The sequence below is a fragment of the Sphingopyxis sp. OPL5 genome (assembly GCF_003797775.2).
Taxonomy (GTDB): domain Bacteria; phylum Pseudomonadota; class Alphaproteobacteria; order Sphingomonadales; family Sphingomonadaceae; genus Sphingopyxis.
In genome coordinates, this window is record NZ_CP060725.1 from 2086374 (window position 1) to 2110527 (window position 24154).

The window sequence follows — 24154 nt, forward strand, 5'->3', positions numbered from 1 at the left end:
TGGGCGCCGCGATCGACGCCGAGGTCGCCAAGGCGGTGTTCGGGCAGGGTCCGCTGACCCGCATGGTGACGATCGCGCTGCTCGCGGGCGGGCATGTCCTGCTCGAAGGGCCGCCGGGAACCGCCAAGACCCTGCTCGCACAGGCGTTCGCGCGCGCGACCGGGCTCGATTTCGGACGCATCCAGTTCACCCCCGATTTGATGCCGGGCGACATTTTGGGGTCGAACCTGTTCAACTTCCAGACGTCGGCCTTCACGCTGACCAAGGGGCCGATCTTCACCGAATTGCTGCTCGCCGACGAAATCAACCGCACCCCGCCCAAGACGCAGGCGGCGCTGCTCGAAGCGATGCAGGAACGCCGCGTGACGATCAACGGCGAGCCGCATGGCATGAGCCCGCGCTTCACCGTGCTCGCGACGCAGAATCCGATCGAGCAGCAGGGCGTCTATCCGCTGCCCGAGGCGCAGCTCGACCGCTTCCTGTTCAAACTGGTCGTCGGCTATCCCGACGCCGCCGAGGAACGGCGGATCGTCGCCGAACATGGCGGGCGTTTCAAAAGCCCCGCGGTCGCCGATTTCGGCGTGTCGCAGGTCGCCGACGCGGCGGCGATCGGCGAAGCGATCGACGTGATTTCGACCGTGCGGCTGGCTGACGAGATCGTCGATTATATCGTCCGCCTGATCCGCGCGACGCGCGAGAGCGCCGACCTGGAGTGCGGCGCAAGCCCGCGCGCCGCATCGCTGCTGGCGCGCGCGGCGAGCGCCGCCGCGGCGCTCGACGGGCGCGACTATGTCATCCCCGACGATATCCAGCGCCTCGCGGCCGGGGTGCTGCGCCACCGCGTCATCCTGTCGGCGGCAGCCGAGATCGAAGGGCGCAGCGTCGAACAGGTCGTCGCCGCGCTGCTCGAACGCGAGGAAGTGCCTCGGTGATCTACCCGACCCGCCGCGCGGTCCTCTTGCTGTTGGCCGGCGCGCCGGTCGCGCTTTTGCTCGGGCTGATCCGGCCCGAGCTGTGGCTCGTCGCGCCGGGCTGGATCGGGTTCATCACCGCCTGCCTGCTGATCGACGGCGTTGCCGGTCCCCATCCGCGCGGCCTGGCGCTCGACACCCGTTTCCCGCACCAGGTCGGGGTCGGCGATCCGTTCGACCTCAGGCTCACCGCGACGAGCGAGCGCGGCGTGCCGCGCCATGCCGAAGTCGCGCTGGCGGTCGATGAGCGGCTCGCGGTCGGCGGGCGGCTGTCGGACGAGATGCGCGCCGCCGAAAGCGAGGACGGCACACGCCGCGCGCTCGTCCGGACGTTGAGCCTGTCGGCCGCGCGGCGCGGCAAGGCGGTGATCGACAGCCTGTGGATTCGCTGGCGCGGCCCGCTGGGCCTCGTGTGGAAACAGCGCAAGTTCGTCGTCGACACCAACATCGCGGTCGTCCCCAGCCTGCGCGCGGTGACCGAGGAAGGGCGCCGCCTGTTCCAGCGCAACAGCTGGTTCGGGCTGCGCCAGCAGCGGATGCGCGGCGAAGGCGCCGAATTCGAGGCGCTGGCGGAATATCAGCCCGGCATGGACCGGCGCGCGATCGACTGGAACGCGTCGGCGCGGCATGTGAAGCTGTTCGCCAAGGAATATCGCGTCGAACGCGACAATCGCGTCGTGCTGGCGATCGACGCCGGACGGACGATGTCCGAACCCGTCGGCGGCATGCCGCGCGTCGACCGCGCGGTGTCGGCGGCGCTGCTGCTCGCCTATGTCGGGCTGAAGATGAACGACCGGGTCAGCCTGTTCTCCTTTGCCGCCAAGCCGCAGGCGATGACCCCCGCTTACATGCACACCCAGGATTTCCCGGCGCTGCAGCGCGCCGCGAGCCTGGTCGACTATGCCCATGTCGAAAGCAATTTCACCCTCGCGCTGACCACCCTGTCGGCGCAGCTCAACCGCCGCTCGCTGATCATCCTGTTCACCGAATTCACCGACGCGACGAGCGCCGACCTGATGATCCGTGCCGCCGGGCGGCTGGTCAAGAAACACCGCCTGCTGTTCGTCGTGCTGAAGGACGATGAACTGGAAACCGAGGAACGTCGCCGCCCCGAAAGCGCCGCCGACGTCACGAGGTCGAACGTTGCCGCGGCGATGCTGCGCGACCGGCAGCTGGTGATCGCGCGGTTGCAGCGGCTCGGCGCCGACGTCCTCGAAGTGCCCGCCGACACGATGACGGCAGGGGTCGTCGACGCCTATCTGGGCATCAAGCGCGAGGGCAGCCTGTGATCCCCGACCTTCCCGTCGCCGCGGCGCTCGACGCGCCCGCCTTTTCGACCGGGCGCTTTCGCGCCGAGCGCGAGGCCGACTGGATCGCCTTCGACGCGCTGCTCACCCGGCTCGAAAAGCGCGGCGCCAAAGGACTGTCGAGCGAAGAACTGCTCCAGCTGCCAGTCCTGTACCGCGCGACCCTGTCGTCGCTGTCGATCGCGCGCGCGACGAGCCTCGACAAGGCGCTGCTCGATCACCTCGAAGCGCTGTCGATGCGCGGCTATTTCCTGATCTATGGCGTGCGCCAGTCGCGGTTCGACCGGATGGCGCGCTTTTTCACCCGCGACTGGCCGCTGGCGGTGCAGGCGGTGTGGAAAGAAACGCTGATCATCGCGGCGATCATCATCCTCGGCGCGATCACCAGCTGGTCGCTCGTGTCGAGCCAGCCCGACTGGTATTACAGCTTCGTCGACGAGGGGATGGCGGGCGGGCGCGACCCGCGCGCGACCGCCGAGTTTCTGCAATCGACGATCGGCCATGGCAAGGCGGCGGCGTCCGAGGAAGACGGCGCGCTGCACGTGTTCGCCACCTTCCTCTTCACCCACAACAGCCAGGTGTCGATCCTGTCCTTCGCGCTCGGCTTCGCCTTCGGCATCCCGACGATGATGCTCGAATTCTATCAGGGAATCAGCCTGGGGGCGATGGTCGCGGTGTTCACCGGCAAGGGGCTGGGCTATGATTTCGGCGGCTGGCTGTTCATCCACGGCACCACCGAATTGTTCGCCGCCGCCTTGTCGGGCGCGGCGGGACTGCGCATCGGCGCCGCGGTGGTCTTTCCCGGCGCGCGCAGCCGGTTGCAGGCGGCGTCCGATGCCGGGCGCACCGCGGGCAAGGTGATGGTCGGGGTGATCATCATGCTGCTCGTCGCCGGACTGCTCGAAGGCTTCGGGCGCCAGCTGATCACCGACACGGTGATGCGCTATGGCATCGGCACCGTGATGCTGCTCCTCTGGTTCGCCTATTATTATATCCCGCGGCGGAGCGCGGCGACATGAGCGCCACGGCGAACGCGAAAATGCGGACCGCGCAAAAAGGCAAGATCCGCCAGTTCATCACCCCCGAGGGGGTCGACCTCGAGCTCAAGATCGCGAGTTCGGGGCTGCGTTTCGGCGCGCTGATCGTCGACCTCGGCATCCTGCTCGCGATCATGATCCTGTTCTCGCTGTTCCTCGACTGGATCGACGCCGCCGCGTCGCGCGACCTGATCGAGATGATCTGGCTGCTCGGTTTCTTCGTGCTGCGGACCTTCTGGTTCATCGGCTTCGAACTCGGCCAGCGCGCCGCGACGCCGGGCAAGCGCCTGATGGGGATTCGCGTCGTCGCGCGCGACGGCGGCCGGCTGACCGCCGACGCGGTGGTCGCGCGCAACCTGATCCGCGAGCTCGAACTGTTCCTGCCGCTGATGATGCTGGGCTTCGGCGCGAGCGAGGATGCGGTGTCGGGCTGGACCGCGTTCGCCGGGGTCGCCTGGTCGCTGACGCTGAGCCTGTTCCTGCTGTTCAACAAGGACCGGATGCGGATGGGCGACCTGATCGCCGGGACGTGGGTGGTGATGGCGCAGCGATCGAAGCTCGACCATGACATCGCCGCCGAGGCCGAGGCGGCCGGGCCGATGGCGTTCAGCGAGGCCGAACTGTCGGTCTATGGCATTTTCGAACTGCAGGAGCTCGAGCGGGTCTTGCGTATCCGCGATGCGCGCGCCATGCGCGAGGTCGCGGACACGATCCGCGCCAAGATCGGGCGGCCGGTCGCGGAGGAGGACGATGTCTTCCTCCTCTCCTATTACCGCCAGCTGAAAGCCCGGCTCGAACGCAAATTGCTGTTCGGCAAGCGGCGAGAGGATAAATATGCCAGCGACTGACACCGCCACCCTTCCCGTGACCGACGCGCTGCACAAGCGGCGTTCGGTGCGTGCCTTTACCGATCGGCCGGTCGACCCCGCGCTGCTGACCGAAATCTTCGCCGCCGCGCAGCGTGCGCCGTCGGGTGGCAATCTCCAGCCCTGGCAGGCCATAGTGCTCGCGGGCAGCGACTGGCAGGCGGTCAAGGACGCGGTCGCGGCGCGCATCGCTATGGGCCGCGAGGGGCATCAACCCGAATATGACATTTACCCCAAGGGGCTGACCGAGCCGTGGGAAACGCGGCGCTTCGGGGTCGGCGAGGGGCTGTACGCCGCGCTCGGCATCCCGCGCGAGGACAAGAAGGCGCGGCTCGGCCAGTTCATGAACAATTATACCGGTTTCGGCGCGCCGGTGATGCTGTTCCTCCATTGCTCGCGGATCATGGGGCCGCCGCAATGGTCCGACATGGGCATGTGGCTGCAGTCGGTGATGCTGCTGCTCGTCGAGCATGGCCTGGCAAGCTGCCCGCAGGAATGCTGGGCGATGTACGGCGCGACGATCCGCGAGACCCTGGCGCTCGGCGACGACCAGATCCTGTTCACCGGGCTCGCGATCGGTTACGCCGACGAGGATGCGGCGGTGAACCAATGGCCGGTGCCGCGCGTTGGCATCGACGAAGTGGTCGATTTCCGGGGATTTGCATCGTGAGCCGAAAACGCGCCTGGTGGCGCTACAGCATCGCCCTGCCGTTGACGCTCGCGATCGCGAGTTGCACCGCGGTGCCGACTCCGGCGCCTGCTCCCGCGCCGACCCCGGTCGCCGCGGCACCCCGCCCGACCCCCGCGCCGGTTCCCGCTCCCGCGAAAGCCTGGGACGAGCGGCGCCTCGATGCCGGCGAGTGGCGTTATGACGCGGCGGCCCGCACCGCGAGCTTCGCACAAGCGGGCGTCGCGTCGCCGCTGGTGACGATGGCGTGCAGCGGCGGTTCGATCGAGCTTGGCGCCGGGCTCGGCGCCGGCGAGACGCTCGACGTCGATCTCAGGACCAGCGCCGGCACCGACCGGCTGCGGCTGAGCGGCGGCCGCGTGACGCTCGGCAATCGCGACGCCCGGCTCGACCGCATCGCCTTCAGCCGCGGCCGCTTCGCGCTGGAGGCAAGCAACGGCAGCACGCTGACGCTGCCGGTCCAGTCCGAAATCGGCCGGTTGATCGAGGATTGCCGCGGGTAAAGACCGCGGCCCCCGCCTACGCGGGGGCGACGGAAATTCTTAAGCCCCCAGCTGCACCGTCCCGCCCTTGATCCAGCCCCAGCGGCACGGACCCTGATATTCGCGCGCCGAGCGCACCGGCCGCGTGACGTCGCAATAGGCCGGATCGCCGCCGGGCGCGGCGAAGACGATACCGAACCAGGCGTCGTCGTCGGTCGCCTCGCATAGCGACACCGACGTGCCCCCCGCGAGCTTCGCCTTGACCGCGCGCGTTTCGCCGGGCGCCCAATAAACATCGGTGCCGCCGGGCTTGACGCGCGAGGTGCTGGCGCAGGCGGGAAGCTGCGGCCCTTCGGTCCCGGTCTTCACCGGACGCGAGGCGAGCGGTTCGCCCGCGACGGCGGGGGCGTTGTCGGGCGGCGGGGCGGGCTGCGAACAGGCCGCGACCGAGAGCGCGAGAAGCAGGGGAAGCGAGCGGGCGAGACGAGGTTTCATGCCCCGAAACTAGCCGCCGCGACGCGGGCGCGCAACGCTCGATCCGAAAGGAGCGAGAGCCGCATTTTCGCTTGGGTTTTGGCGACCCCGACCCTATATAATCGCTATGACGGACACCCCAGAAAATATCGCGCCGAGCGCCAACGCCAACCTGCCCAATGTGAACGCCTATGGCGCCGATTCGATCAAGGTTCTCAAGGGCCTCGACGCGGTACGCAAGCGGCCGGGCATGTATATCGGCGACACCGACGACGGGTCGGGGCTGCACCACATGGTGTTCGAGGTTTCGGACAATGCGATCGACGAAGCGCTCGCGGGGCATTGCGACCTCGTCCTGATCACGCTGAACAGCGACGGGTCGGTCAGCGTCGAGGACAATGGCCGCGGCATTCCGACCGGCATCCACGCCGAAGAAGGCATTTCGGCGGCCGAGGTCATCATGACCCAGCTCCACGCCGGCGGGAAGTTCGAAAACACCAGCGACGATAATGCGTACAAGGTGTCGGGCGGCCTGCACGGGGTCGGCGTGTCGGTCGTCAACGCGCTGTCCGAATGGCTCGAGCTGACGATCTGGCGCGACGGCGAAGAGCATTGGATGCGCTTCGAGCATGGCGATTCGGTCGGCCCGCTCAAGGTCAACGGCCCTGCCCCGGCGGGCAAGAAGGGCACGCGCGTTACCTTCCAGGCATCGACCGAGACGTTCAAGAATGTCCTCGAATTCGATTTCGAGAAGCTGGAACACCGCTATCGCGAGCTTGCCTTCCTGAATTCGGGGGTGCGGATCAAGCTGGTCGACGCGCGCCACGCCGAGCATGTCAGCCATGACCTGTTTTACGAGGGCGGCATCGCGGCCTTCGTCAAATATCTCGATCGCAACAAGACCCCGTTGCTGGCCGATCCGATCGCGATCAGCAGCGAGCGCGACGGCATCGGCATCGATGTCGCGCTCGAGTGGAACGACAGCTATTATGAAAATGTCCTCTGCTTCACGAACAACATCCCGCAGCGCGACGGCGGCACGCACCTCGCCGCGTTCCGCGCCGCGCTGACGCGCACGATCAACGGCTATGGCGACAAGTCGGGCATCCTGAAGAAGGAAAAGGTCAGCCTGACCGGCGACGACATGCGCGAAGGGCTGACCGCGATCGTGTCGGTCAAGCTGCCCGACCCCAAATTCAGCTCGCAGACCAAGGACAAGCTGGTCAGCAGCGAAGTGCGCCAGCCGCTGGAAAGCCTGATGGCCGACCGGATGACCGAATGGCTGGAGGAAAATCCGGCCCATGCGAAAGCCGTGATCCAGAAGGTGATCGACGCCGCCGCCGCCCGCGAAGCCGCGAAAAAGGCGCGCGAGCTGACGCGGCGCAAGGGCGCGATGGATATCGCGAGCCTGCCCGGCAAGCTCGCCGACTGCCAGGAACGCGACCCCGCCAAATGCGAACTCTTCCTCGTCGAGGGTGACTCGGCAGGCGGCAGCGCCAAGCAGGGCCGCGACCGCCATGTCCAGGCGATCCTGCCGCTGAAGGGCAAGATTTTGAACGTCGAGCGTGCGCGTTTCGACCGCATCATCTCGTCGAAGGAAGTCGGGACGTTGATCCAGGCGCTCGGCACCGGGATCCGCGACGAGTTCAACCTCGAAAAGCTGCGTTATCACAAGATCGTGATCATGACCGACGCCGACGTCGACGGCGCGCATATCCGCACGCTGCTGCTGACCTTCTTCTATCGCCAGATGCCCGAGATCATCGAGGGCGGTCACCTCTACATCGCCCAGCCGCCGCTCTACAAAGTCGCGAAAGGCCGCAGCGAGGTCTATCTCAAGGACGATAGCGCGCTCGAAAATTACCTCGTCGACGGCGGGATCGATGCGCTGATGCTCGAGACGAGCGGCGGGGCGCGGTCGGGCAACGACCTGCGCGACCTGATCGAGCATGGCCGCCGGCTGCGCGCGCTGATGCGTTATGTGCCGCGCGGGCATAATTACGAGCTGGTCGAGGCGCTGGCGCTCAACGGCGCGCTCGATCCCGAACTCGACAGCGCGGGCCGCACCGCGGCCGGCGTGCGCGCCGCCGAATGGCTCAACGCCGCCGAGGGCGCGCTTACCGGCGGCAGCGAGGCGAAATGGACGATCGTCGCGGTGGACGGCGGCTATACGCTCGAAAAGCGTTGGCGCGGGGTCAGCGACCATCATGCGATCGACGCGGCCTTCCTGGCGAGTCAGGAAGCGCGGCGGCTGCACAAGCTCGCCGGCGAGCAGGCCGACACCTATGCCCGCCCGGGCCGCCTGGTGAAGGGCAGCAGCGCCGCGGCGCAGGCCGCCGAAGCGGCGGCGCTCGCCGCCGCCGAAGCCGATAGCGACGCCGATACGAGCGATAGCGACCTGCCCGCGGCCTCCACCGGCAAGACGACGCCGATCACCCGCCCGTCCGAACTGCTCGAAGCGATTTTCGCGCACAGCCGCAAGGGTCTGTCGATCAGCCGCTACAAGGGGCTGGGCGAGATGAATGCCGAGCAATTGTGGGAAACCACGCTCGATCCGTCGAACCGCACGCTGCTGCGCGTCGAGGCCGAACAGGCCGATATCGCGCACGAGATCTTCGAGCGGCTGATGGGCGACGAGGTCGAACCACGGCGCGATTTCATCCAGACCAACGCGCTGTCGGTGGCCAATCTCGACGTCTGACCGCAAATCCCGCGCGGCGTAACGCGGACCGGCTTGCCTCGGCAAGCCGGGGCTGCTTGCTGCCGCCAGAGGACAAAGGGGAGGATGTCATGCGGGGCTTTGCCGCCATGCTGATGCCGCTGTTGCTGGCGGTTCCGGCCGTCGCGCAGGACGCCGATGGCGATGACGGGGTCGTCGTCGAAACCGAGCTTTCGAGCGGGATGGCGAGCTATTACAGCCGCGAGCTGGAGGGCAATCGCACCGCCAACGGCGAAATCTGCGACCCCGACGACCTGACCGCGGCGCACCGCACCCTGCCCTTTGGCAGCAAGGTGCGCGTCACCAACCTGGCCAACGGCGAGAGCGTTATCGTGCGGATCAACGACCGCGGTCCGTTCGGGCGCGGGCGGGTGATCGACATCAGCCATGCCGCGGCGAAGGAAATCGGCATGCACCGCAGCGGCACGGCGCGGGTGAAATTGACCCTACTCGACGATTGAAGGCGCGGCCTTAGTCGAACACCGACCAGCCGGCGGCATAGGCGAAATGTTCGAGCGCGATCGCGCCGACCAGCGAGGTGCCGGCTTCGTTCAATCCCGGCGACCAGACCGCGATCGAGCCCTGCCCCGGCGCGATGCAGAGGATGCCGCCGCCGACGCCGCTCTTGCCCGGCAGGCCGACGCGGAAGGCGAATTCGCCGCTGTTGTCGTAATGGCCGCAGAGCATCATGATCGCATTGATGCGCCGGGCGCGGTGCGGTTCGACCAATTGTTCGCCGGTGCGCGGGTCGCGGCCGTCCATCGTCAGGAACAGCCCGGCCTTTGCCAATTGGGTGCAACTCATGGCGATCGCGCATTGGCGGAAATAGACGCCGAGCGTCGTTTCGACGGGGTGACGCAGGTTGCCGAAGGCGTCCATGAAATGGGTCAGGCTGCGGTTGCGGGCGCCGGTTTCCGATTCGGAAAAGGCGACGTCGAGGTCGATGTCGACCCCCTCGTCACCGGCCCGGGCGCGAATGAAGGCGAGGATTTCCTCGATCACCGCATCGCCGTCGCGACCGTCGATCAGCCGGTCGGTGGTGGCGATCGCGCCGGCGTTGATCAGCGGGTTGCGCGGGATGCCATGCTCGGTCTCGAGCTGGACGATCGAGTTGAAGGCGCTACCCGAGGGTTCGCGGCCGACGCTGTCCCACAGCGAGCTGCCGACGCGGCGCAGCGCGAGCGCCAGCGTGAAGACCTTTGACACCGACTGGATCGAAAAGGGCGTGTCGGCGTCGCCGGCGACGTGCATCGTGCCGTCGGGGAGCGCGAGCGCCATGCCGAAATGGTTCGGGTCGACGCAGGCGAGCGCCGGGATATAGTCGGCGACCTTGCCCTGCCCGCGGTGCGGCAGCGCGATGTCATAGGCTTCGGCGAGGCAGCGGGCGAGATCGACAGTCATGCGCTTTTCCTAGCAACTTCATTCGCGATTGCATGTATTTTCATTTTTATGAAAATATTGTACGATAGTGAAATCATCTGCGAATCGGGAGAGATATCATGGTCGATCATCCACGCGGCAAGGGGCTTTCGAGCGCCGTGAGTTATCAGGACAGCAAGGCGGCGTTCCGCTGGCTGGAGGACGCCTTCGGCTTCGAACCGTTGTTCGTGCTGCTCGATGCCGAGGGCAATCTGGCGCACAGCGAGATGGGCTATGGCGATTCGGTGGTGATGGTCGGCAATGAATGGTCCGACGACCACAAGAGCCCGAAATCGATCGGCGGCAAGAACAGCCAGTCGGTGCATGTCCAGCTCGCGGTCGGCGAGGATATCGACGCGCATTGCGAAAGGGCGCGCGCGGCGGGGGCGGCGATCATCGCCGAGCCCGAGACGCAATTCTATGGCGACCGCAGCTACCGCGCCAAGGACCCCGAGGGGCATATCTGGACCTTTGGCGTCACCGTCGCGGAAAAGACGGCGGAAGAGTGGGACGCCGAGGGCGGCTTCACGACGAAGACGCGGCTCGACGATTGAGCGCCGAAAGATCGAGCGAGGCCGTCGATCGCCTGTTCGCCGCGCTCGCCGACCCGAAGCGCCGCCGCGCGGTCGAGTTGCTCGGCGCGCGCCCGTACAGCGCGGGCGAGCTTGCGGGAGCGCTCGGGCTCGCGCCGCCGGCGATGAGCCGCCATCTGCGCGCGCTGAAGGACGGCGGGCTGGTCGAGGACAATTACCTGAGCTTCGACGCGCGGGTGCGCATCTATCGGCTGAAGGCCGGCGCGACCGCCGAACTCAAGCAATGGCTCGCCGAAACCGAGGCGCTGTGGAGCGACCAGCTCGCGGCGTTCAAACACCATGTCGAGGGCGGCGCATGAGCGCGGCGGTGATCGTCGCGCTGCGCGTCGCGGCAACGCCGGCCCGCGCGTTCGACGTCTTCACCCACGAGATCGGGCTATGGTGGAAGAGCCATGCGCTGTTCGAAGTGTCGCGAAAGGGTGACGGCGCATTGCGGTTCGACCCCGCGGGTCCCGAGGGACGGCTGGTCACGCGCTTCGCCGACGGCACCGAGTGGGAGATCGGGCGCGTCCGTTGCTGGTTGCCCGGAGAGCGACTGGCGTTCGGCTGGCGCCTGCCAAGTTTTCGCGCCGATCAGGCGACCGAGGTCGAGGTGCGCTTCGAGGCGGTCGGCGCCGAGACGCGGGTGACGGTCGAGCATCGCGGCTGGGATACGATCCCGCAGAAACATGTCGCGCGGCACGGATTCGAGCTGATGCTGTTCCAGCGGCGGCTGGGCGAGCATTGGCGCGGGTTGCTGGGGGCGATGGGGGCGCGGGTTTAGGAGAGTGTTCGTGTAAACCCGCCCACCCCTATTCCCGTTCGTGTCGAGCGAAGTCGAGACACGCTTGGACCACGCCAGCCTTCGGGGTGTCTCGACTTCGCTCGACACGAACGGGGTTATAAGGCAACTTGTCAGGCTCGGGCCGCCGGCCTTCCTCCTATTGCGTCGCGGCGTTCGCCTGCGCCTTGGCCAGGGTTTCGATCGTCCTGTCGGCGCTCGCGAAGAGTTCGGGTTGGCGCTCGCGGAAGCCGGCGCAGGTGGCGATGTCGGCGGCGAAGACGTCGGTCTTGCCCTCGGCCCGCGCAAGCACGGCATCCGAATTGGCGATGGCGTTTTCGGCCTCGAACAAGGTTTTCAGCGTCTTGGCGTCAAACTTGTCGTCAGGCTTGTTCTCGGCGAGCGCGAGCATGATCATATAATATTGCAGGAAATGGCGCCCCGCGGTCAGCTGGGCCTCGCTATCCTTCGGCGCGCGTTCGCTGGTGACCTGATAGACCGCGGCGCAGCGGAGCATGCCCGCGAGCTTCATCATCGGTTCTTCGGCGGCGACCGGCAACGGCAACAGCAGCGCCGCGGCACCGCTCGCGGCCAGTATCGATTTCAACATGAGCATCCTTCCGATGGATGCGACCCCATGTGGGGTATTGCGAGTTTTGGCGGGGATGTCGATGGCCATGTCCCCCTCCCGCTTGCGGGAGGGGTTAGGGGAGGGGCTGTCGGTGAGGCGCCGCTCCTGAATTGACACGCCCTCCCCCGACCCCTCCCGCAAGCGGGAGGGGAGAAGAGCTTGCTCCCCACAGCTTGCAGCCCCACATCTCCCCCATGCCGCTCCCCCAAATCTTCACCGACTGGTTCGCCGCGCGCGGGTGGCGGGTGCGGCGGCATCAGGCCGATATGCTGGCCGCTGCCACACGCGGCGAACATGCCTTGCTCGTCGCGGCGACGGGGGCGGGGAAGACGCTGGCGGGGTTTTTGCCGACACTCGTCGATCTCGCCGAAAGCCCGTCGGACCGGCTCCACACCCTCTATGTGTCGCCGCTGAAAGCGCTCGCCGCCGACGTCGAACGCAATTTGATCGGCCCGATCACCGACATGGACCTGCCGATCAGCGTCGAAAGCCGCAGCGGCGACACCAGTTCGGACAAGAAAGCGCGGCAGCGCAGCCGGCCGCCGAACATATTGCTCACCACACCCGAATCGCTGTCGCTTTTGCTGTCTTATCCCGACAGTTTCCTGATGTTCGCCGACCTCAAGACGGTGGTGATCGACGAAATCCATGCCTTCGCGCCGGGCAAGCGCGGCGATTTGCTGAGCCTGTCGCTCGCGCGGCTGCAGCACATCGCACCCGACATGCGCCGCGTCGGGCTGTCGGCGACGATCGCCGATCCGGTGCAATATGCCGGCTGGCTCGCCCCCGACGCGAACCCCGAAACGGTGGCTTTGGTCGAGGGCGAGGCGGGCGCCGATCCCGACATATCGATCCTGCTGCCCGAGGGCGCGGTGCCATGGTCGGGGCATTCGGGGCGATATGCGGTGCATCAGGTGATGGCCGAGGTCGCGAAAAACCGCACCACGATCATCTTTTGCAACACCCGCGGGCTGGCCGAGCTGATCTTTCAGGATCTGTGGAAGGTCAACGACCTCGGCCTGCCGATCGCGATCCATCATGGCAGCCTCGATCGCGAGGCACGCCAGCGCGCGGAATTGGCGATGGCCGAAGGGCGGCTGCGCGCGCTGGTCGCGACGTCGAGCCTCGATCTCGGGCTCGACTGGGGCGATGTCGATTGCGTGATCCAGATGGGGGCGCCGAAGGGGTCGTCGCGGCTGTTGCAGCGGATCGGGCGCGCCAATCACCGGCTCGACGAACCAAGCAAGGCGCTGATCGTGCCGGGCAACCGCTTCGAATATCTCGAGGCGCAGGCGGCATTGGACGCCGTCGAAGCGGGCGAGCGCGACGCCGACCGCTTTCGCCCCGGCGCGCTCGACGTGCTGGCGCAGCATGTGATGGCGCTCGCCTGCGCCGCGCCCTTCGCCGAGGACGAGTTGCTCGAAGAGATCCGCTCGGCCGCCCCCTATCGCTGGGTCAATGCGACGACCTTTTCGCGGCTGCTCGGCTTCGTGCGCGACGGGGGTTATGCGCTCAAAAGCTATGACCGCTTCCGCCGCCTCGCCCCCGACGGGCAAGGACGCTGGCGCATCGCGCACCCGCGACTCGCGGCGCAGCACCGGCTCAACGCGGGGATCATCGTCGACGCCCCGACGCTCGACGTGCGGTTCAAGAACGGGCGCAGATTGGGAAGTGTCGAGGAATATTTCGCGAGCACACTGACCCCCGGCGACACCTTCGCGTTCGCCGGATTGAGCCTCGAGGTCGAGTCGATCCGCGACACCGACCTCTATGTCCGCGCGACGACGCGCCCGGCGCGCATCCCCTCCTATGTCGGCGCGCGCATGGCGCTGACGACGCGGCTCGCCGATCGGGTGCGCGGGTTTCTGGCCGATCCGGCGAGCTGGGTCCGTTTTCCCGACGATGTCCGCTATTGGCTCGAAATGCAGGCGTATCGGTCGGTGCTGCCGCGGCCCGGCGAACTGCTGGTCGAGACCTTCCCGCATGAGGATCATCATTACCTCGTCGTCTATCCGTTCGAGGGCTGGAACGCGCACCAGTCGCTCGGCATGCTGATCTCGAAACGGATGGAGCGCGCGGGGTTGCAGCCTTTGGGCTTCGTCGCGTCGGACTATGCGCTGGCGATCTGGTCGCTGAAACCGGTGACCGACCCCGCCGCGCTGTTCGACGCCGCGATATTGGAGGACGAGTTCGTCGAATGGGTCGAGGGATCGCACCTCCTGAAGCGCGCGTTCCGCGAGGTCGCGGTGATCGGCGGGCTGATCGAACGCCAGCATCCGGGCAAGCGCAAGACCGGCAAGCAGGTGACCTTTTCGACCGACCTGATTTTCGACGTGCTGCGCAAATATGAGCCCGACCATCTGCTGCTCGAAGCGGCGTGGGCCGATGCGCGCGAGCGGCTGACCGATGTCGCGCGGCTGGGCGACCTGCTCGACCGCGCGGCGGGGACGATGCTGCACAAGCATCTGCCGCGGATCAGCCCGCTGGCGGTGCCGGTGCTGGTGCTGATCGGGCGCGAAAATGTCGCCGCCGCCGACCTCGACGATGCGTTGCTGGGCGAGCTGGCGGATGAACTGGCCGCGGCGGCGATGGGGGACGCGTAGCGAGGTGGGATGTCCGAGCGGGAGTGGACAACAGTCCTCCACAAGTCCCGTTCGTGTCGAGCGTAGTCGAGACACCCCAAAGGCGTGCGCTACCGATGGGTGTCTCGACTTCGCTCGACACGAACGGAAATATGGGCAGGCTTGGATACCCCGAACCGCCCATCACCGCACCCTCCGTCCGCGCACCGCACCCCGCTTGCCGCGCACCGCCGACAGGCGTAGACTGGCGGCATAACATAATGAGGATGCCCGCGATGACCCATGTTCTCAGGCGGCGAATGATCTGGACGCTGCTGCTGTCCGCCCCGGCACTGCTCGGCGCGAGCCAGCCGCCGGTCGCGCCGCCGCCCGCGCCGGCGCCGGCCTCGACCCCCGCCGATCCGCTGGCCCAGCCGGTGACGAGCGCCGAGGTCACCCCCTTCATCCAGCCGTTCGACCTCGACGCGACGCGGCGCATGTCGGTGAAGGTGATGGTCGGCGGCAAGGGGCCGTTTTCCTTCCTCGTCGACACTGGCGCCGAACGCACGATCATCGCGCGCGAACTCGCCGACCGGCTGGGGCTGGTCGAGGGCGGCAAGCTGCGCATGGCGACGATCGGCGGGTCGGCGACGGTCCCCAGCTTTCGCGTCGCGGCGCTGTCGATGACCGACCTGCAGATGACCGCGTTCGACGCCCCCTCCTTTTTCGGCCGCCATCTTGGGGCCGCGGGGCTGATCGGGGTCGACATGCTCGAGGACCGGCGCATCCTGATCGATTTTCGCAAAGAGAGCATGGAGATCCTGGAAACGCGCAAGCGCGCGCGGCCGATCATCCGCGACGACGACGCGATCGTCGTCACCGCGCGCAATTCGGCGGGACGGCTGATCCTGTCCGACGCGCGGCTCGACGGCAAACGCATCGACGTGATCGTCGACACCGGCGCGCAGACGAGCGTCGGCAATCTGGCGCTGCAGAAACTGGTCGCGGCGCGGCGCGCGAACCGCCTGCCCTTCCTGTCGACCACGCTCGGCGCGGTGACCGGCGAGGCGGTGCCCGCGACGCGCACCGCGATCAAGCGCATCATCATCAACGGCATGGACGTCAACGACCTGCCGGTGAGCTTCGCCGACAGCCAGGCATTCCGCGCGCTGGGCCTGCAGGAGCGGCCGGCGCTGCTGCTCGGCATGGACAGCCTCGCGCTGTTCGACCGGGTCGAGATCGATTTCCCGAACAAGCGCATCGTGTTCGACCTGCCCGACGGCGCGAGCCGCGCGACGGGCCAGCGGTTCGCCGCGAACACGTCGGCGCAGGGCAGCTAGACGCCGGGAACCGGACGCCGGGAACTGGACGCCAAGAACTGGACGGATGCCCGGGGCGGCGCCATAGCGGCGCCATGCCCGCCGCGCCCCTGCTCGATTTTGCCGGCCACCAGTTCGTGCCGCTCGCCGGGCGCGCGCTGTTCTGGCCACGCCACGGCGCGCTGATCGTCGCCGACCTGCATCTGGAAAAGGCGAGCTGGTACGCTGCGCACGGCCAGCCGTTGCCGCCCTATGACAGCCACGACACGCTCGACCGGCTGGCACGGCTGGTCGCCGAGACCGGCGCGCGCGCGCTCTGGTGCCTGGGCGACAGTTTCCACGACCGCGCCGCCGCCGAACGGGTCGCGCCCGCAGTCGCCGAGCGATTGCGCCGCCAGACGGGGGCGGTGCCGCTGACCTGGATCGCGGGCAATCACGATGGCCTGTCGGGCGGCGCCTGGGGCGGCACCATCGCCGAAGAGATCGAGGTCGACGGCATCGTCCTGCGCCACCAGTGCGAAGCGGGCGAGACCCGCCCCGAGATATCGGGGCATTTCCATCCCAAGCTGCGGCTGACCCTGCGCGGCCGGGCGGTGTCGCGGCCATGCTTCGCGGGCGACGCGCAGCGGCTGATTCTGCCCGCCTTCGGCAGCCTGACCGGCGGGCTCGATGTCGGCGACAGCGCCATCGCGGCGAATTTCGCGGGCGATTATCGCGCGATGCTGGTCGCCGACGGAAAATTGCTGTCGCTGCGCTGTGGCAATCCTGCCACCGATGACGTTACGGCAATGCCGGGCCGCGCCTGATCGCCCGCCGGACCGGGCTTTGCCGCCTGTGGCCGAAAAGCCGCACTTGCCGAAAACATGACGCAAATGCGCCGCCTCGGCTGGATCGGGGGCGCAATTTGCGTATGCTCGCCTCCTAATAAAAACAACGAAATGTTGAGAGGAGTGCCCAATATGAAATCCTATACCCATTGTGCTGCCCGCCTGCTGCGCACGAGTGCGCTCGGCGCCTCGCTGGCGATCATCGGCATGGCGGTGCCGGCCTTTGCGCAGGACACCGCCACCGACACGGCGACCGCCGACGACAGCAGCAACAGCGAAATCGTCGTCACCGCGCAGGGACGCGCGCAGCGCCTCGCCGACGTGCCGGTGGCGATCTCGGCGGTGAACGCCGAAGCGCTGCAGAACAGCGGCGCGAACGACATCCGCCAGCTCAACCAGGTCGCGCCGTCGCTGCTCGTGTCGTCGACCGGCAGTGAAGCCAATGGTTCGGCGCGTATCCGCGGCATCGGCACCGTCGGCGACAACCCCGGTCTCGAAAGCTCGGTCCCGGTGTTCATCGACGGCGTCTATCGCTCGCGTTCGGGCATCGGCCTCAACGAACTGGGCGAAATCGACCGCGTCGAAGTCCAGCGCGGCCCGCAGGGCACGCTCGGCGGCCGCAACTCGTCGGCGGGCCTGATCAGCATCTATTCGAAAAAGCCCGATTTCACCTTCGGCGCCACCGCCGAGGCGACCTATGGCAATTATGACTATTTCCGCCTCGGCGGCAGCGTCACCGGGCCGATCAGCGACACCCTCGCGGCGCGCCTCGACGGCATCTGGGTGAAGCGCGACGGATTCTATCGCGACACGACGAACAACACCGACGTCAACGATCGCGACCGCTATTTCCTGCGCGGGCAACTGCTGTTCGAACCGACCGACGCGCTGTCGATCCGGCTGATCGCCGACTATACCTATCGCGACGAGAAATGCTGCGGCGCGACCTATGTCAGCAGCGCGGTCAACACCGCGGTCGGCAACCTCAACAATCCGTCGGTACCGCTGTCGCCGTTGCAGCAGAACGGCAACAACATCATCAACGTGCTGCGCGACCTCGGCCAGCCGCTCGCGGCATTCAACCAGGGGTATGACCGCAATCTGTCGGTCAGCCCGGGCCGCAGCTATGCCGGCAAGACCAAGGATTACGGCTTTTCGGGCCAGATCGACTATGATCTGGGCGGCGCGACGTTGACCTCGATCACCGGCTATCGCCAATATCGGTCGAGCCAGGCCGGCGACGTCGATTATGGCGTGGTCGACATCCTCTATCGCGATCCCGACGACGACGCCTATCGCCAGTTCCACACCTTCACCCAGGAACTGCGCCTGCAGGGCGAGGCGTTCGACGGCAAGCTCGACTGGCTGGTCGGCGGCTTCTACGCCAATGAAAAGCTGACCGTCCGCGACAACCTGCGCTTCGGCAGCCAGTACGGCCGGTTCGCCACCTGCCGCATCATTTCGGGCGGCGGCCTCGCGGCGCTTTATTCGGCGGCGAGCCCGCTGTGCGTCGCGCCCGGTGTCGGCCCGGCGACGATCGCGGGGGCGAGCGGCGGCGGCCAGACCGGCACCGACATCGTCGCGGCGTTCACCGCGCTCGACGGGCTGAACAACCGCGGCTCGATCAACGACCGCTATTATCAGAATGGCAAGAACTGGGCGTTGTTCACGCACAATATCTTCCACATCACCGACACGATCGATTTCACCTTCGGCGTCCGCTACACCAACGACAAGAAGAAGTTCAACGCGAGCTTCACCAACGACAACACCGCCTGCACTACAGTCCAGGGCCTCGTACTCGACGATCTGGTCAGCACCACGACCAACGCCACCGCCAAGGCACTGGCGGGCGCGCTGATCGGCCTCAGCTGCCAGGGCAATTCGACCGCCGAGCTCAATGGCGTGTCGATCAACAGCAAGCGCGCCGAGGACGAGTTCACCGGCACCGCGATCCTGTCGTGGAAACCCGTCGACGACCTCCTCACCTACGCCAGCTATTCGCGCGGCTATAAGGCGGGGGGCTTCAACCTCGACCGTTCGGCGCTGAAATCGCCGATCGTGCCGTTCGGCGGCCAGGCGGGCGCGCAGGCGCTGGTGAACAATTTGCAGTTCGACCCCGAAAAGGTCGACAGCTATGAACTGGGCGCCAAATATTCGGCGAACGGCTTCAACGTCGGTGTTTCGCTGTTCCGGTCGGATTTCAGCAGCTTCCAGCTGAACACCTTCAACGGCACGGTCTTCCTGGTCCAGAACATCAACGGCTGCGAGGCCGATCTGGCCGGCGGCGACCGCGACCAGAGCGCCGCGACCGGCGTCTGCGCGTCGGACAAGGTGAGCTGGGGCGTGCGCGCCGAAGGCTTCGAACTCGAAACGTCGCTGGCGCTGGCCAGCGATTTCCGGCTGGCTGCGGGGATGACCTATTCGAAGACCAAATATCGCAGCAACCTGGTCGGCACCAACGCCGGCGGGCCGCTTGACCCCGCGCTGCGCTTCCTGCCCGGCGACAATCTGTCGAACGCGCCCGAACTGGTCGGCACCGCGAGCATGACCTGGACCCCCGAACTCGGCAGCGGCGGGCTGACCGGCCTCGTCTATATCGATGGCCGTGCGACGAGCGGGTACAACACCGGTTCCGACCTGTTCCCGCAGAAGGAGCAGGAAAGCTACACCGTGTTCAACGCCCGCCTCGGCGTGCGCGGCCCCGACGAGAAGTGGGCGGTCGAATTCTGGGCGCAGAATTTGCTCAACGCCAAATATGCCCAGGTCGCGTTCAACTCGCCCTTCCAGGCGGGCACGACCTCGGCACCGTTCACCGACGCGAACGGTTTCCCCGGCGGACGCCAGATCTTCTCGCAGTTCCTGGCCGAACCGCGGACCTATGGTCTGACGCTGCGCGGCAAGTTCTAGACCACAAACTGCCTGATTTCAGGAGCTTGAGAGCCGCCCGCATCCCACCGGATGCGGGCGGTTTTCGTTGTGGATTCCCCGCTGGAATTTGTTATCATCCCTGAGAATAAAATAAGCCTTGTGGGAGGATGACGATGAAAAAGAGTGACGGGAGAATTGCGCGCTTTGCCCGTGGCAGCGCGCAGGGCGTGGCGCTTGCGGTCGCCCTCGCGGCGACACCGGCCTGGGCGCAGGATGTCGCGCCGCAGGGCGCCGAGGTCCCCGACGACGGCACGATCATCGTGACCGCGACGCGCCGCAGCGAACTCTTGTCCGACGTGCCGATCGCGGTGTCGGCGGTGTCGGGCGAGACGCTCGAAAAGACCGGCGCCACCGACGTCCGCGCGCTGGGACAGGTCGCGCCGTCGCTACTCGTGTCGGGCGCAACGAGCGAGGTCAATTTCTCCGCGCGCATTCGCGGTATCGGTACGGTCGGCGAGAACCCCGGCCTCGAAAGCTCGGTCGGGCTGTTCATCGACGGCGTCTATCGCAGCCGCACCGGGGTCGGCCTGTCCGAACTCGGCGATATCGAGCGCGTCGAGGTGCTGCGCGGGCCGCAGGGCACGCTGTTCGGGCGCAACTCGACCGCCGGCCTGATCAACATCGTCACCAAGGGACCCGACCTCAGCGGCTTCGGCGCCAAGGGGTCGGTGAGTTACGGCAATTATGATTATTGGCGCGTCGACGGGATGATCAACGCGCCGCTCGGCGACAAGGCGGCGGTGCGCGTCGACGGCGTCTGGCAGAAGCGCGACGGTTTCATCAAGAATGTCACCGCGGGCGAACCCGATATCAACGATCGCGACCGCTGGCTGGTCAAGGGCCAGTTGCTGCTCGAGCCGACCGAGAGCGTGAAATTCCGGCTGATCGCCGATTACAGCCAGCGCAACGAGAATTGCTGCGGCGGCGTGCTGCTCAATCCGGTGCGCAACCTGACGCGCGGCGCCGACGGTTTCCCGGTCGCCTCGCCCAATACGCTGCTGCCGCTGCTGCAATTTCTGGGCGCCAATCATCAGGTCGCACCGGCGGGCACCAGCTTCATCCGTCAACAGGCGACCACCCCGGGCGTCTCCTATCGCTCCGACACCAAGGACTGGGGCGTGTCGGGCGAACTCAACTGGGAGCTGGGCGCCGCGACGCTGACCTCGATCACCGCCTATCGCGACTATAAGAATGCGCAGGGGCAGGATGCCGATTTCAGCGCGCTCGACATCTTGCGCCGCACCGACCTCGACCGCCGGTTCCGGCTGTTCACGCAGGAATTGCGGCTGCAGGGCGAGGCGTTCGACGGGCGGCTCGATTGGCTGGTCGGCGGCTATTATGCCAACGAGAAACTCGATGTCGACGACGACATCGTCTATGGCGCCGACTATCAGCGCTACGCCAACTGTCTCGCCGCCGCGAGCCTCGCGCCGACCTTGCTCAACCCCGCATCGGCGACCTGTTCGAACCTGCCCGCTGCCTCCTTCCCCGGTTTCCAGGGGATTGCGGCGCTGCTCGGCGCGGCGCCGCTCAACAACACCGGCAACAACGGGTCGACCTTCCACCAGCGCAGCACCAACTATGCGCTGTTCACGCACAACAGCTTCGACATCGTCGAGGATGTGCTGACGCTGACCGTCGGGGCGCGTTACACCCACGAGCGCAAGACGCTGGCGGGCGATGCCAATTTCACCAACACGCTGTGCCCGGCGATCGTCAATTCGCCGCTGCAGGCGCTGGCCAGCCTCGCCTGCGTGATCAACGGCACCGCGCCCGATATCGTCAAGGGCGCCCCGGGGACGAAGTTCAGCGAGGGGCAGTGGACCGGCACCGCGGTGCTGAGCTGGAAACCCGATCCCGACTGGCTGGTCTATGCCTCGGCCTCGAAGGGGTACAAGGCGGGGGGCTTCAACCTCGACTATTCGGCGCTCGACCGGCCGTGCAGCACGACCGCGGGATCGGCCGCGCAAAATACCGCCTGCACCACCGCGCTGGCACGCCCCGCCAACACGCCGGGCAACGGCCGCCCCGAGGCGAGCGACCTGCAGTTCGCGAGCGAGAAGGTCGATGCCTATGAACTGGGCGTCAAATGGGATGGCCCGGGCATCGACATCAACGTCGCCGCTTTCTGGCAGGAATATAGCAATTACCAGCTCAACACCTTCAACGGCATCAATTTCGAGGTGACGAATATCCAGGCGTGCAAGGACGATCTGGGGACCGGGCCGATCGACAACAGCGCGGTCACCGGCGCCTGCGCGTCGGACCGGCTGACCCCCGGCGTCGTCGCCAAGGGCCTCGAGATCGAGACCTTCATCCGCCCGGCGCGCTATCTGTCGGTCAATATGGGACTGACCTATGTCGACACCCTCTATCGCCGCAACCTCGTCGGTACCGGCGGGCGCCCGCTGTCGCCGGTGCTGTTTCAGCTGCCGGGACGCGGGGTGTCGAACGCCGCGAAATATGTCGCGACCGCGGGGATCAGCTGGACCCCGCCGATCGGCAGTTCGGGGATGAGCGCACTCTTCTATCTCGACACCCGCCTGCAGAGCGACACCAACACCGGCTCGAACCTGGATATCGAGAAAGAACAGGACGGGTTCGCGGTGTTCAACGGCCGCATCGGCATCTTCGGACCCGACCGGCGCTGGGGCGTCGAGCTGTGGGGGCAGAATCTGCTCAATCGCAAATATTACCAGATCGGCGCCGACATGCCGCTGCAGGGGTCGAACGGCTTCCGCTCGGTCGCGGCGCCCGCGGCGCTCGGCTTCCCCGCCACCGCGAACAAATTGTTCGTCGGTTTCCCGGGCGAGCCGCGCACCTATGGCGTGACGCTGCGCGGGCAATTCTAGCCACGCTCTCTCCCCCCTCCCCTGGCGGGAGGGGCGGGAGGTCCGCCGCGGCCGGGCACTGCCGCGGCGGACCCTCCCCAAGGGGAAGATGCCAGCGATCCACTTTTTCCGTTCGTGTCGAACGGGATCAATCGGGTGGCTTAGAGCTCGCCTACCGCGCCCGTGCCGCCTGATGCGCGATGTCGGTGACGAGTTTGCGGAACAGCACGCCGCCCGCGGTGCCCGACGCCTTGAGGCTGCGTTCGCAGTCGAGCAGCCGGCTCATCAGCCGCGCGATGCGCACCGAATCCCAGATATGGAGCTGCGCGGTGACCGCGCCCTGTTCCTTCCAGAACACGCCGCTGCTCCGCGCCGACACGACGGTCGCGGGGTGCGCGCCGGCGTCGACCTCGGCGCGCAGCCGCGCCAATTGCGTGGCGCGGATCGCGAGGGCGCGGATGATCCGGATTTCGGCGACCCCGACCGCGGCAGCGGTGGCGAACATCGCCGGGAGATCGCCGACCTTGCCGCCGAGCGCGGTGTTGATCACCTCGCTGACGTCCTCTTCGTGCGTCGCGGCGCCCAAGGCGGCGATGTCGGCGGCGGTGACCTGGCGCTGGCGGTCGCGGCCCGCGTCAAGGTAGAGCGCGATCTTTTCGACCTCGCGGCGCATCAGCGCCTGATCGCCCGAGACGAGGTCGATCAGCAATTGCGCCTCGGCATTGCCGAGCCGCAGCCCTTCGCCTTCCGCCGCGCTCATCGCGATGCCGACCAGCGCGCGGCGGTCGGGCTGGTAGCAGATGGCGGCAACGCCATGGTCCGAGCCCTCGACGAGCTTGACCAGTTTCGACTTGGCGGTGACCGAGGCGCCGGTGGCGATCACCGGGTTGATCGCGCTGTCGGCACCGAGCAGCGCCTCGACCGCGGCGAGGCTGTCATCGCCGCTACCCATGATATCGAGCCGGATCACCCGCGCGCCGGCGAAGAGCGACATCGACGCGGCCTCGGCGGCCAGCAAGGACGGATCCTGCGACATTTGCGACGAGGTGAGGTCGAGCCGTTCGGCCTCCTTGCCGGCAAGCCCGGTCAGCCGCGTGGCGAGGGCTCCCATCGTCGCATCGTCGGGGCCGGTGAGGAGGATGAAGCGGTGGTCGAGCCGCGATACCCGTTCGAGTTCGGCGGGTTTGACGCTCTTCATTGCCCGCCGGGGGCGGGCGGCGCGTCGGACATCCGACCACCGCCGCGATCGGCGAAGACCGCGAGGCGGGCGACGATCTGGTCGGCCACCGCCGACGAGAGGCGTTCAAGCGCGGTCGATTCGGCGGCGATCGTCGCATATTCGCTGCCGACGACGTCGATCCCCGAATCGGAAAAGGCAGTCGCGTCGAGCAGCACTTCGCCGCTCGCCGCATCGACGAGCTGGTAGCGCGCGCGCAGGGTACGGCGTTCGCGGGTCACCGCATCGTCGGCGCGGACGCCGAAACCGGTGATGCTGTCCTCGAGCCGGACGTCGAGGCGCAGGCGCTTGCCCGCGCCCTGCCCGTTCTGCGCCGCGACGAGCCGGTCGCGCAGCGCGTTGCGGACGAGCCAGCCCTGATGCCCCTCGATCGGCGCGACATCGACGTCGGCAAGGATCGTCGCCACCGCCCCGTCGCTGCCGCTCGCATAGAGCGGGCGCAGCCCGCAACCGCCAAGGAGCAGCGAGGCGACGACGAGGGGGGCGAGCAGCTTGCGCATA

The 24154-nt window shown here is 67.2% G+C and carries 21 protein-coding genes; 16 read left to right on the top strand and 5 right to left on the bottom strand.

All coding sequences use genetic code 11. The annotated features are described in order from the left end of the window. Positions 1-35 precede the first annotated feature (35 nt). Genes EEB18_RS09920 through EEB18_RS09945 form a run of 6 tightly spaced genes read left to right on the top strand, consistent with a single transcriptional unit; the run spans position 36 to position 5372 of the window. Entirely contained in the window at positions 36-932 is an 897-nt protein-coding gene (locus EEB18_RS09920; protein WP_410468132.1) for an AAA family ATPase, read from the top strand. Then, positions 929-2260 carry a DUF58 domain-containing protein gene (locus EEB18_RS09925; protein WP_187142437.1) on the top strand — a complete coding sequence of 444 codons (1332 nt, stop codon included), beginning with the start codon at positions 929-931 and terminating at the stop codon, positions 2258-2260. Before EEB18_RS09920 ends, EEB18_RS09925 begins: the two co-directional genes overlap by 4 nt. Then, complete coding sequence (locus EEB18_RS09930) at positions 2257-3297, top strand: stage II sporulation protein M (protein ID WP_187142438.1); 1041 nt, start codon at positions 2257-2259, stop codon at positions 3295-3297. The genes EEB18_RS09925 and EEB18_RS09930 overlap by 4 nt, the downstream gene beginning before the upstream one ends. Then, on the top strand, positions 3294-4163 hold the full coding sequence (locus EEB18_RS09935; RefSeq protein ID WP_056341559.1) for an RDD family protein: 870 nt from the start codon (positions 3294-3296) through the stop codon (positions 4161-4163). The genes EEB18_RS09930 and EEB18_RS09935 overlap by 4 nt, the downstream gene beginning before the upstream one ends. After that, positions 4150-4851, top strand: coding sequence for a nitroreductase (locus tag EEB18_RS09940; protein WP_187142439.1), 702 nt, complete (start codon positions 4150-4152; stop codon positions 4849-4851). The genes EEB18_RS09935 and EEB18_RS09940 overlap by 14 nt, the downstream gene beginning before the upstream one ends. Continuing rightward, positions 4848-5372, top strand: coding sequence for a hypothetical protein (locus tag EEB18_RS09945; protein WP_187669109.1), 525 nt, complete (start codon positions 4848-4850; stop codon positions 5370-5372). The genes EEB18_RS09940 and EEB18_RS09945 overlap by 4 nt, the downstream gene beginning before the upstream one ends. A 39-nt stretch (positions 5373-5411) precedes the next feature. Here the strand turns inward: EEB18_RS09945 and EEB18_RS09950 are convergent, their stop codons facing one another. Next, a complete protein-coding gene (locus EEB18_RS09950) occupies positions 5412-5846 on the bottom strand; it encodes a hypothetical protein (RefSeq protein ID WP_056341569.1) in 435 nt (144 codons plus the stop codon). Positions 5847-5952: 106 nt separating this feature from the next. Between EEB18_RS09950 and gyrB the strand changes: the two genes are divergently transcribed. Beyond that, a complete protein-coding gene (gene gyrB / locus EEB18_RS09955) occupies positions 5953-8526 on the top strand; it encodes a DNA topoisomerase (ATP-hydrolyzing) subunit B (protein ID WP_187141717.1) in 2574 nt (857 codons plus the stop codon). A gap of 89 nt (positions 8527-8615) precedes the next feature. Continuing rightward, complete coding sequence (locus EEB18_RS09960) at positions 8616-9005, top strand: septal ring lytic transglycosylase RlpA family protein (protein WP_056341575.1); 390 nt, start codon at positions 8616-8618, stop codon at positions 9003-9005. A gap of 10 nt (positions 9006-9015) precedes the next feature. Here EEB18_RS09960 and EEB18_RS09965 read toward each other — a convergent pair whose 3' ends face one another. Then, positions 9016-9945: a glutaminase gene (locus EEB18_RS09965; protein ID WP_187141718.1), complete on the bottom strand. Its 930-nt coding sequence runs from the start codon at positions 9943-9945 to the stop codon at positions 9016-9018. A 98-nt stretch (positions 9946-10043) separates the two neighbouring features. On the opposite strand from EEB18_RS09965, the gene EEB18_RS09970 reads away from it, so the two are divergent. The 3 genes from EEB18_RS09970 to EEB18_RS09980 are packed head-to-tail and all read left to right on the top strand — an operon-like array spanning position 10044 to position 11319. Further along, on the top strand, positions 10044-10517 hold the full coding sequence (locus EEB18_RS09970) for a VOC family protein (RefSeq protein WP_187141719.1): 474 nt from the start codon (positions 10044-10046) through the stop codon (positions 10515-10517). Next, a complete protein-coding gene (locus tag EEB18_RS09975; protein ID WP_187141720.1) occupies positions 10514-10855 on the top strand; it encodes an ArsR/SmtB family transcription factor in 342 nt (113 codons plus the stop codon). Before EEB18_RS09970 ends, EEB18_RS09975 begins: the two co-directional genes overlap by 4 nt. Then, positions 10852-11319 carry an SRPBCC domain-containing protein gene (locus EEB18_RS09980; RefSeq protein ID WP_187141721.1) on the top strand — a complete coding sequence of 156 codons (468 nt, stop codon included), beginning with the start codon at positions 10852-10854 and terminating at the stop codon, positions 11317-11319. Before EEB18_RS09975 ends, EEB18_RS09980 begins: the two co-directional genes overlap by 4 nt. A 157-nt stretch (positions 11320-11476) precedes the next feature. Here EEB18_RS09980 and EEB18_RS09985 read toward each other — a convergent pair whose 3' ends face one another. Then, positions 11477-11923, bottom strand: a complete 447-nt coding sequence (locus EEB18_RS09985) for a hypothetical protein (protein WP_187141722.1) — start codon at positions 11921-11923, stop codon at positions 11477-11479. A gap of 218 nt (positions 11924-12141) precedes the next feature. On the opposite strand from EEB18_RS09985, the gene EEB18_RS09990 reads away from it, so the two are divergent. The 5 genes from EEB18_RS09990 (at position 12142) to EEB18_RS10010 (ending at position 22437) form a co-directional block, all read left to right on the top strand. Beyond that, positions 12142-14550 carry a ligase-associated DNA damage response DEXH box helicase gene (locus tag EEB18_RS09990; protein WP_187141723.1) on the top strand — a complete coding sequence of 803 codons (2409 nt, stop codon included), beginning with the start codon at positions 12142-12144 and terminating at the stop codon, positions 14548-14550. Positions 14551-14804: 254 nt separating this feature from the next. Then, a complete protein-coding gene (locus tag EEB18_RS09995) occupies positions 14805-15848 on the top strand; it encodes a retroviral-like aspartic protease family protein (RefSeq protein ID WP_187141724.1) in 1044 nt (347 codons plus the stop codon). Positions 15849-15922: 74 nt separating this feature from the next. After that, the gene (gene pdeM, locus EEB18_RS10000; protein ID WP_187141725.1) at positions 15923-16633 is read left to right on the top strand and encodes a ligase-associated DNA damage response endonuclease PdeM; all 711 of its coding nucleotides are present in this window, start codon (positions 15923-15925) and stop codon (positions 16631-16633) included. 153 nt (positions 16634-16786) lie between these two features. Then, entirely contained in the window at positions 16787-19564 is a 2778-nt protein-coding gene (locus EEB18_RS10005; protein ID WP_187141726.1) for a TonB-dependent receptor, read from the top strand. A 134-nt stretch (positions 19565-19698) separates the two neighbouring features. Next, entirely contained in the window at positions 19699-22437 is a 2739-nt protein-coding gene (locus EEB18_RS10010) for a TonB-dependent receptor (RefSeq protein ID WP_187141727.1), read from the top strand. Between the two features lie 151 nt (positions 22438-22588). Here EEB18_RS10010 and holA read toward each other — a convergent pair whose 3' ends face one another. Continuing rightward, positions 22589-23614 carry a DNA polymerase III subunit delta gene (gene holA / locus EEB18_RS10015; protein WP_187141728.1) on the bottom strand — a complete coding sequence of 342 codons (1026 nt, stop codon included), beginning with the start codon at positions 23612-23614 and terminating at the stop codon, positions 22589-22591. Further along, positions 23611-24153 carry an LPS assembly lipoprotein LptE gene (gene lptE / locus EEB18_RS10020; protein ID WP_187141729.1) on the bottom strand — a complete coding sequence of 181 codons (543 nt, stop codon included), beginning with the start codon at positions 24151-24153 and terminating at the stop codon, positions 23611-23613. Before lptE ends, holA begins: the two co-directional genes overlap by 4 nt. Position 24154 lies beyond the last annotated feature (1 nt).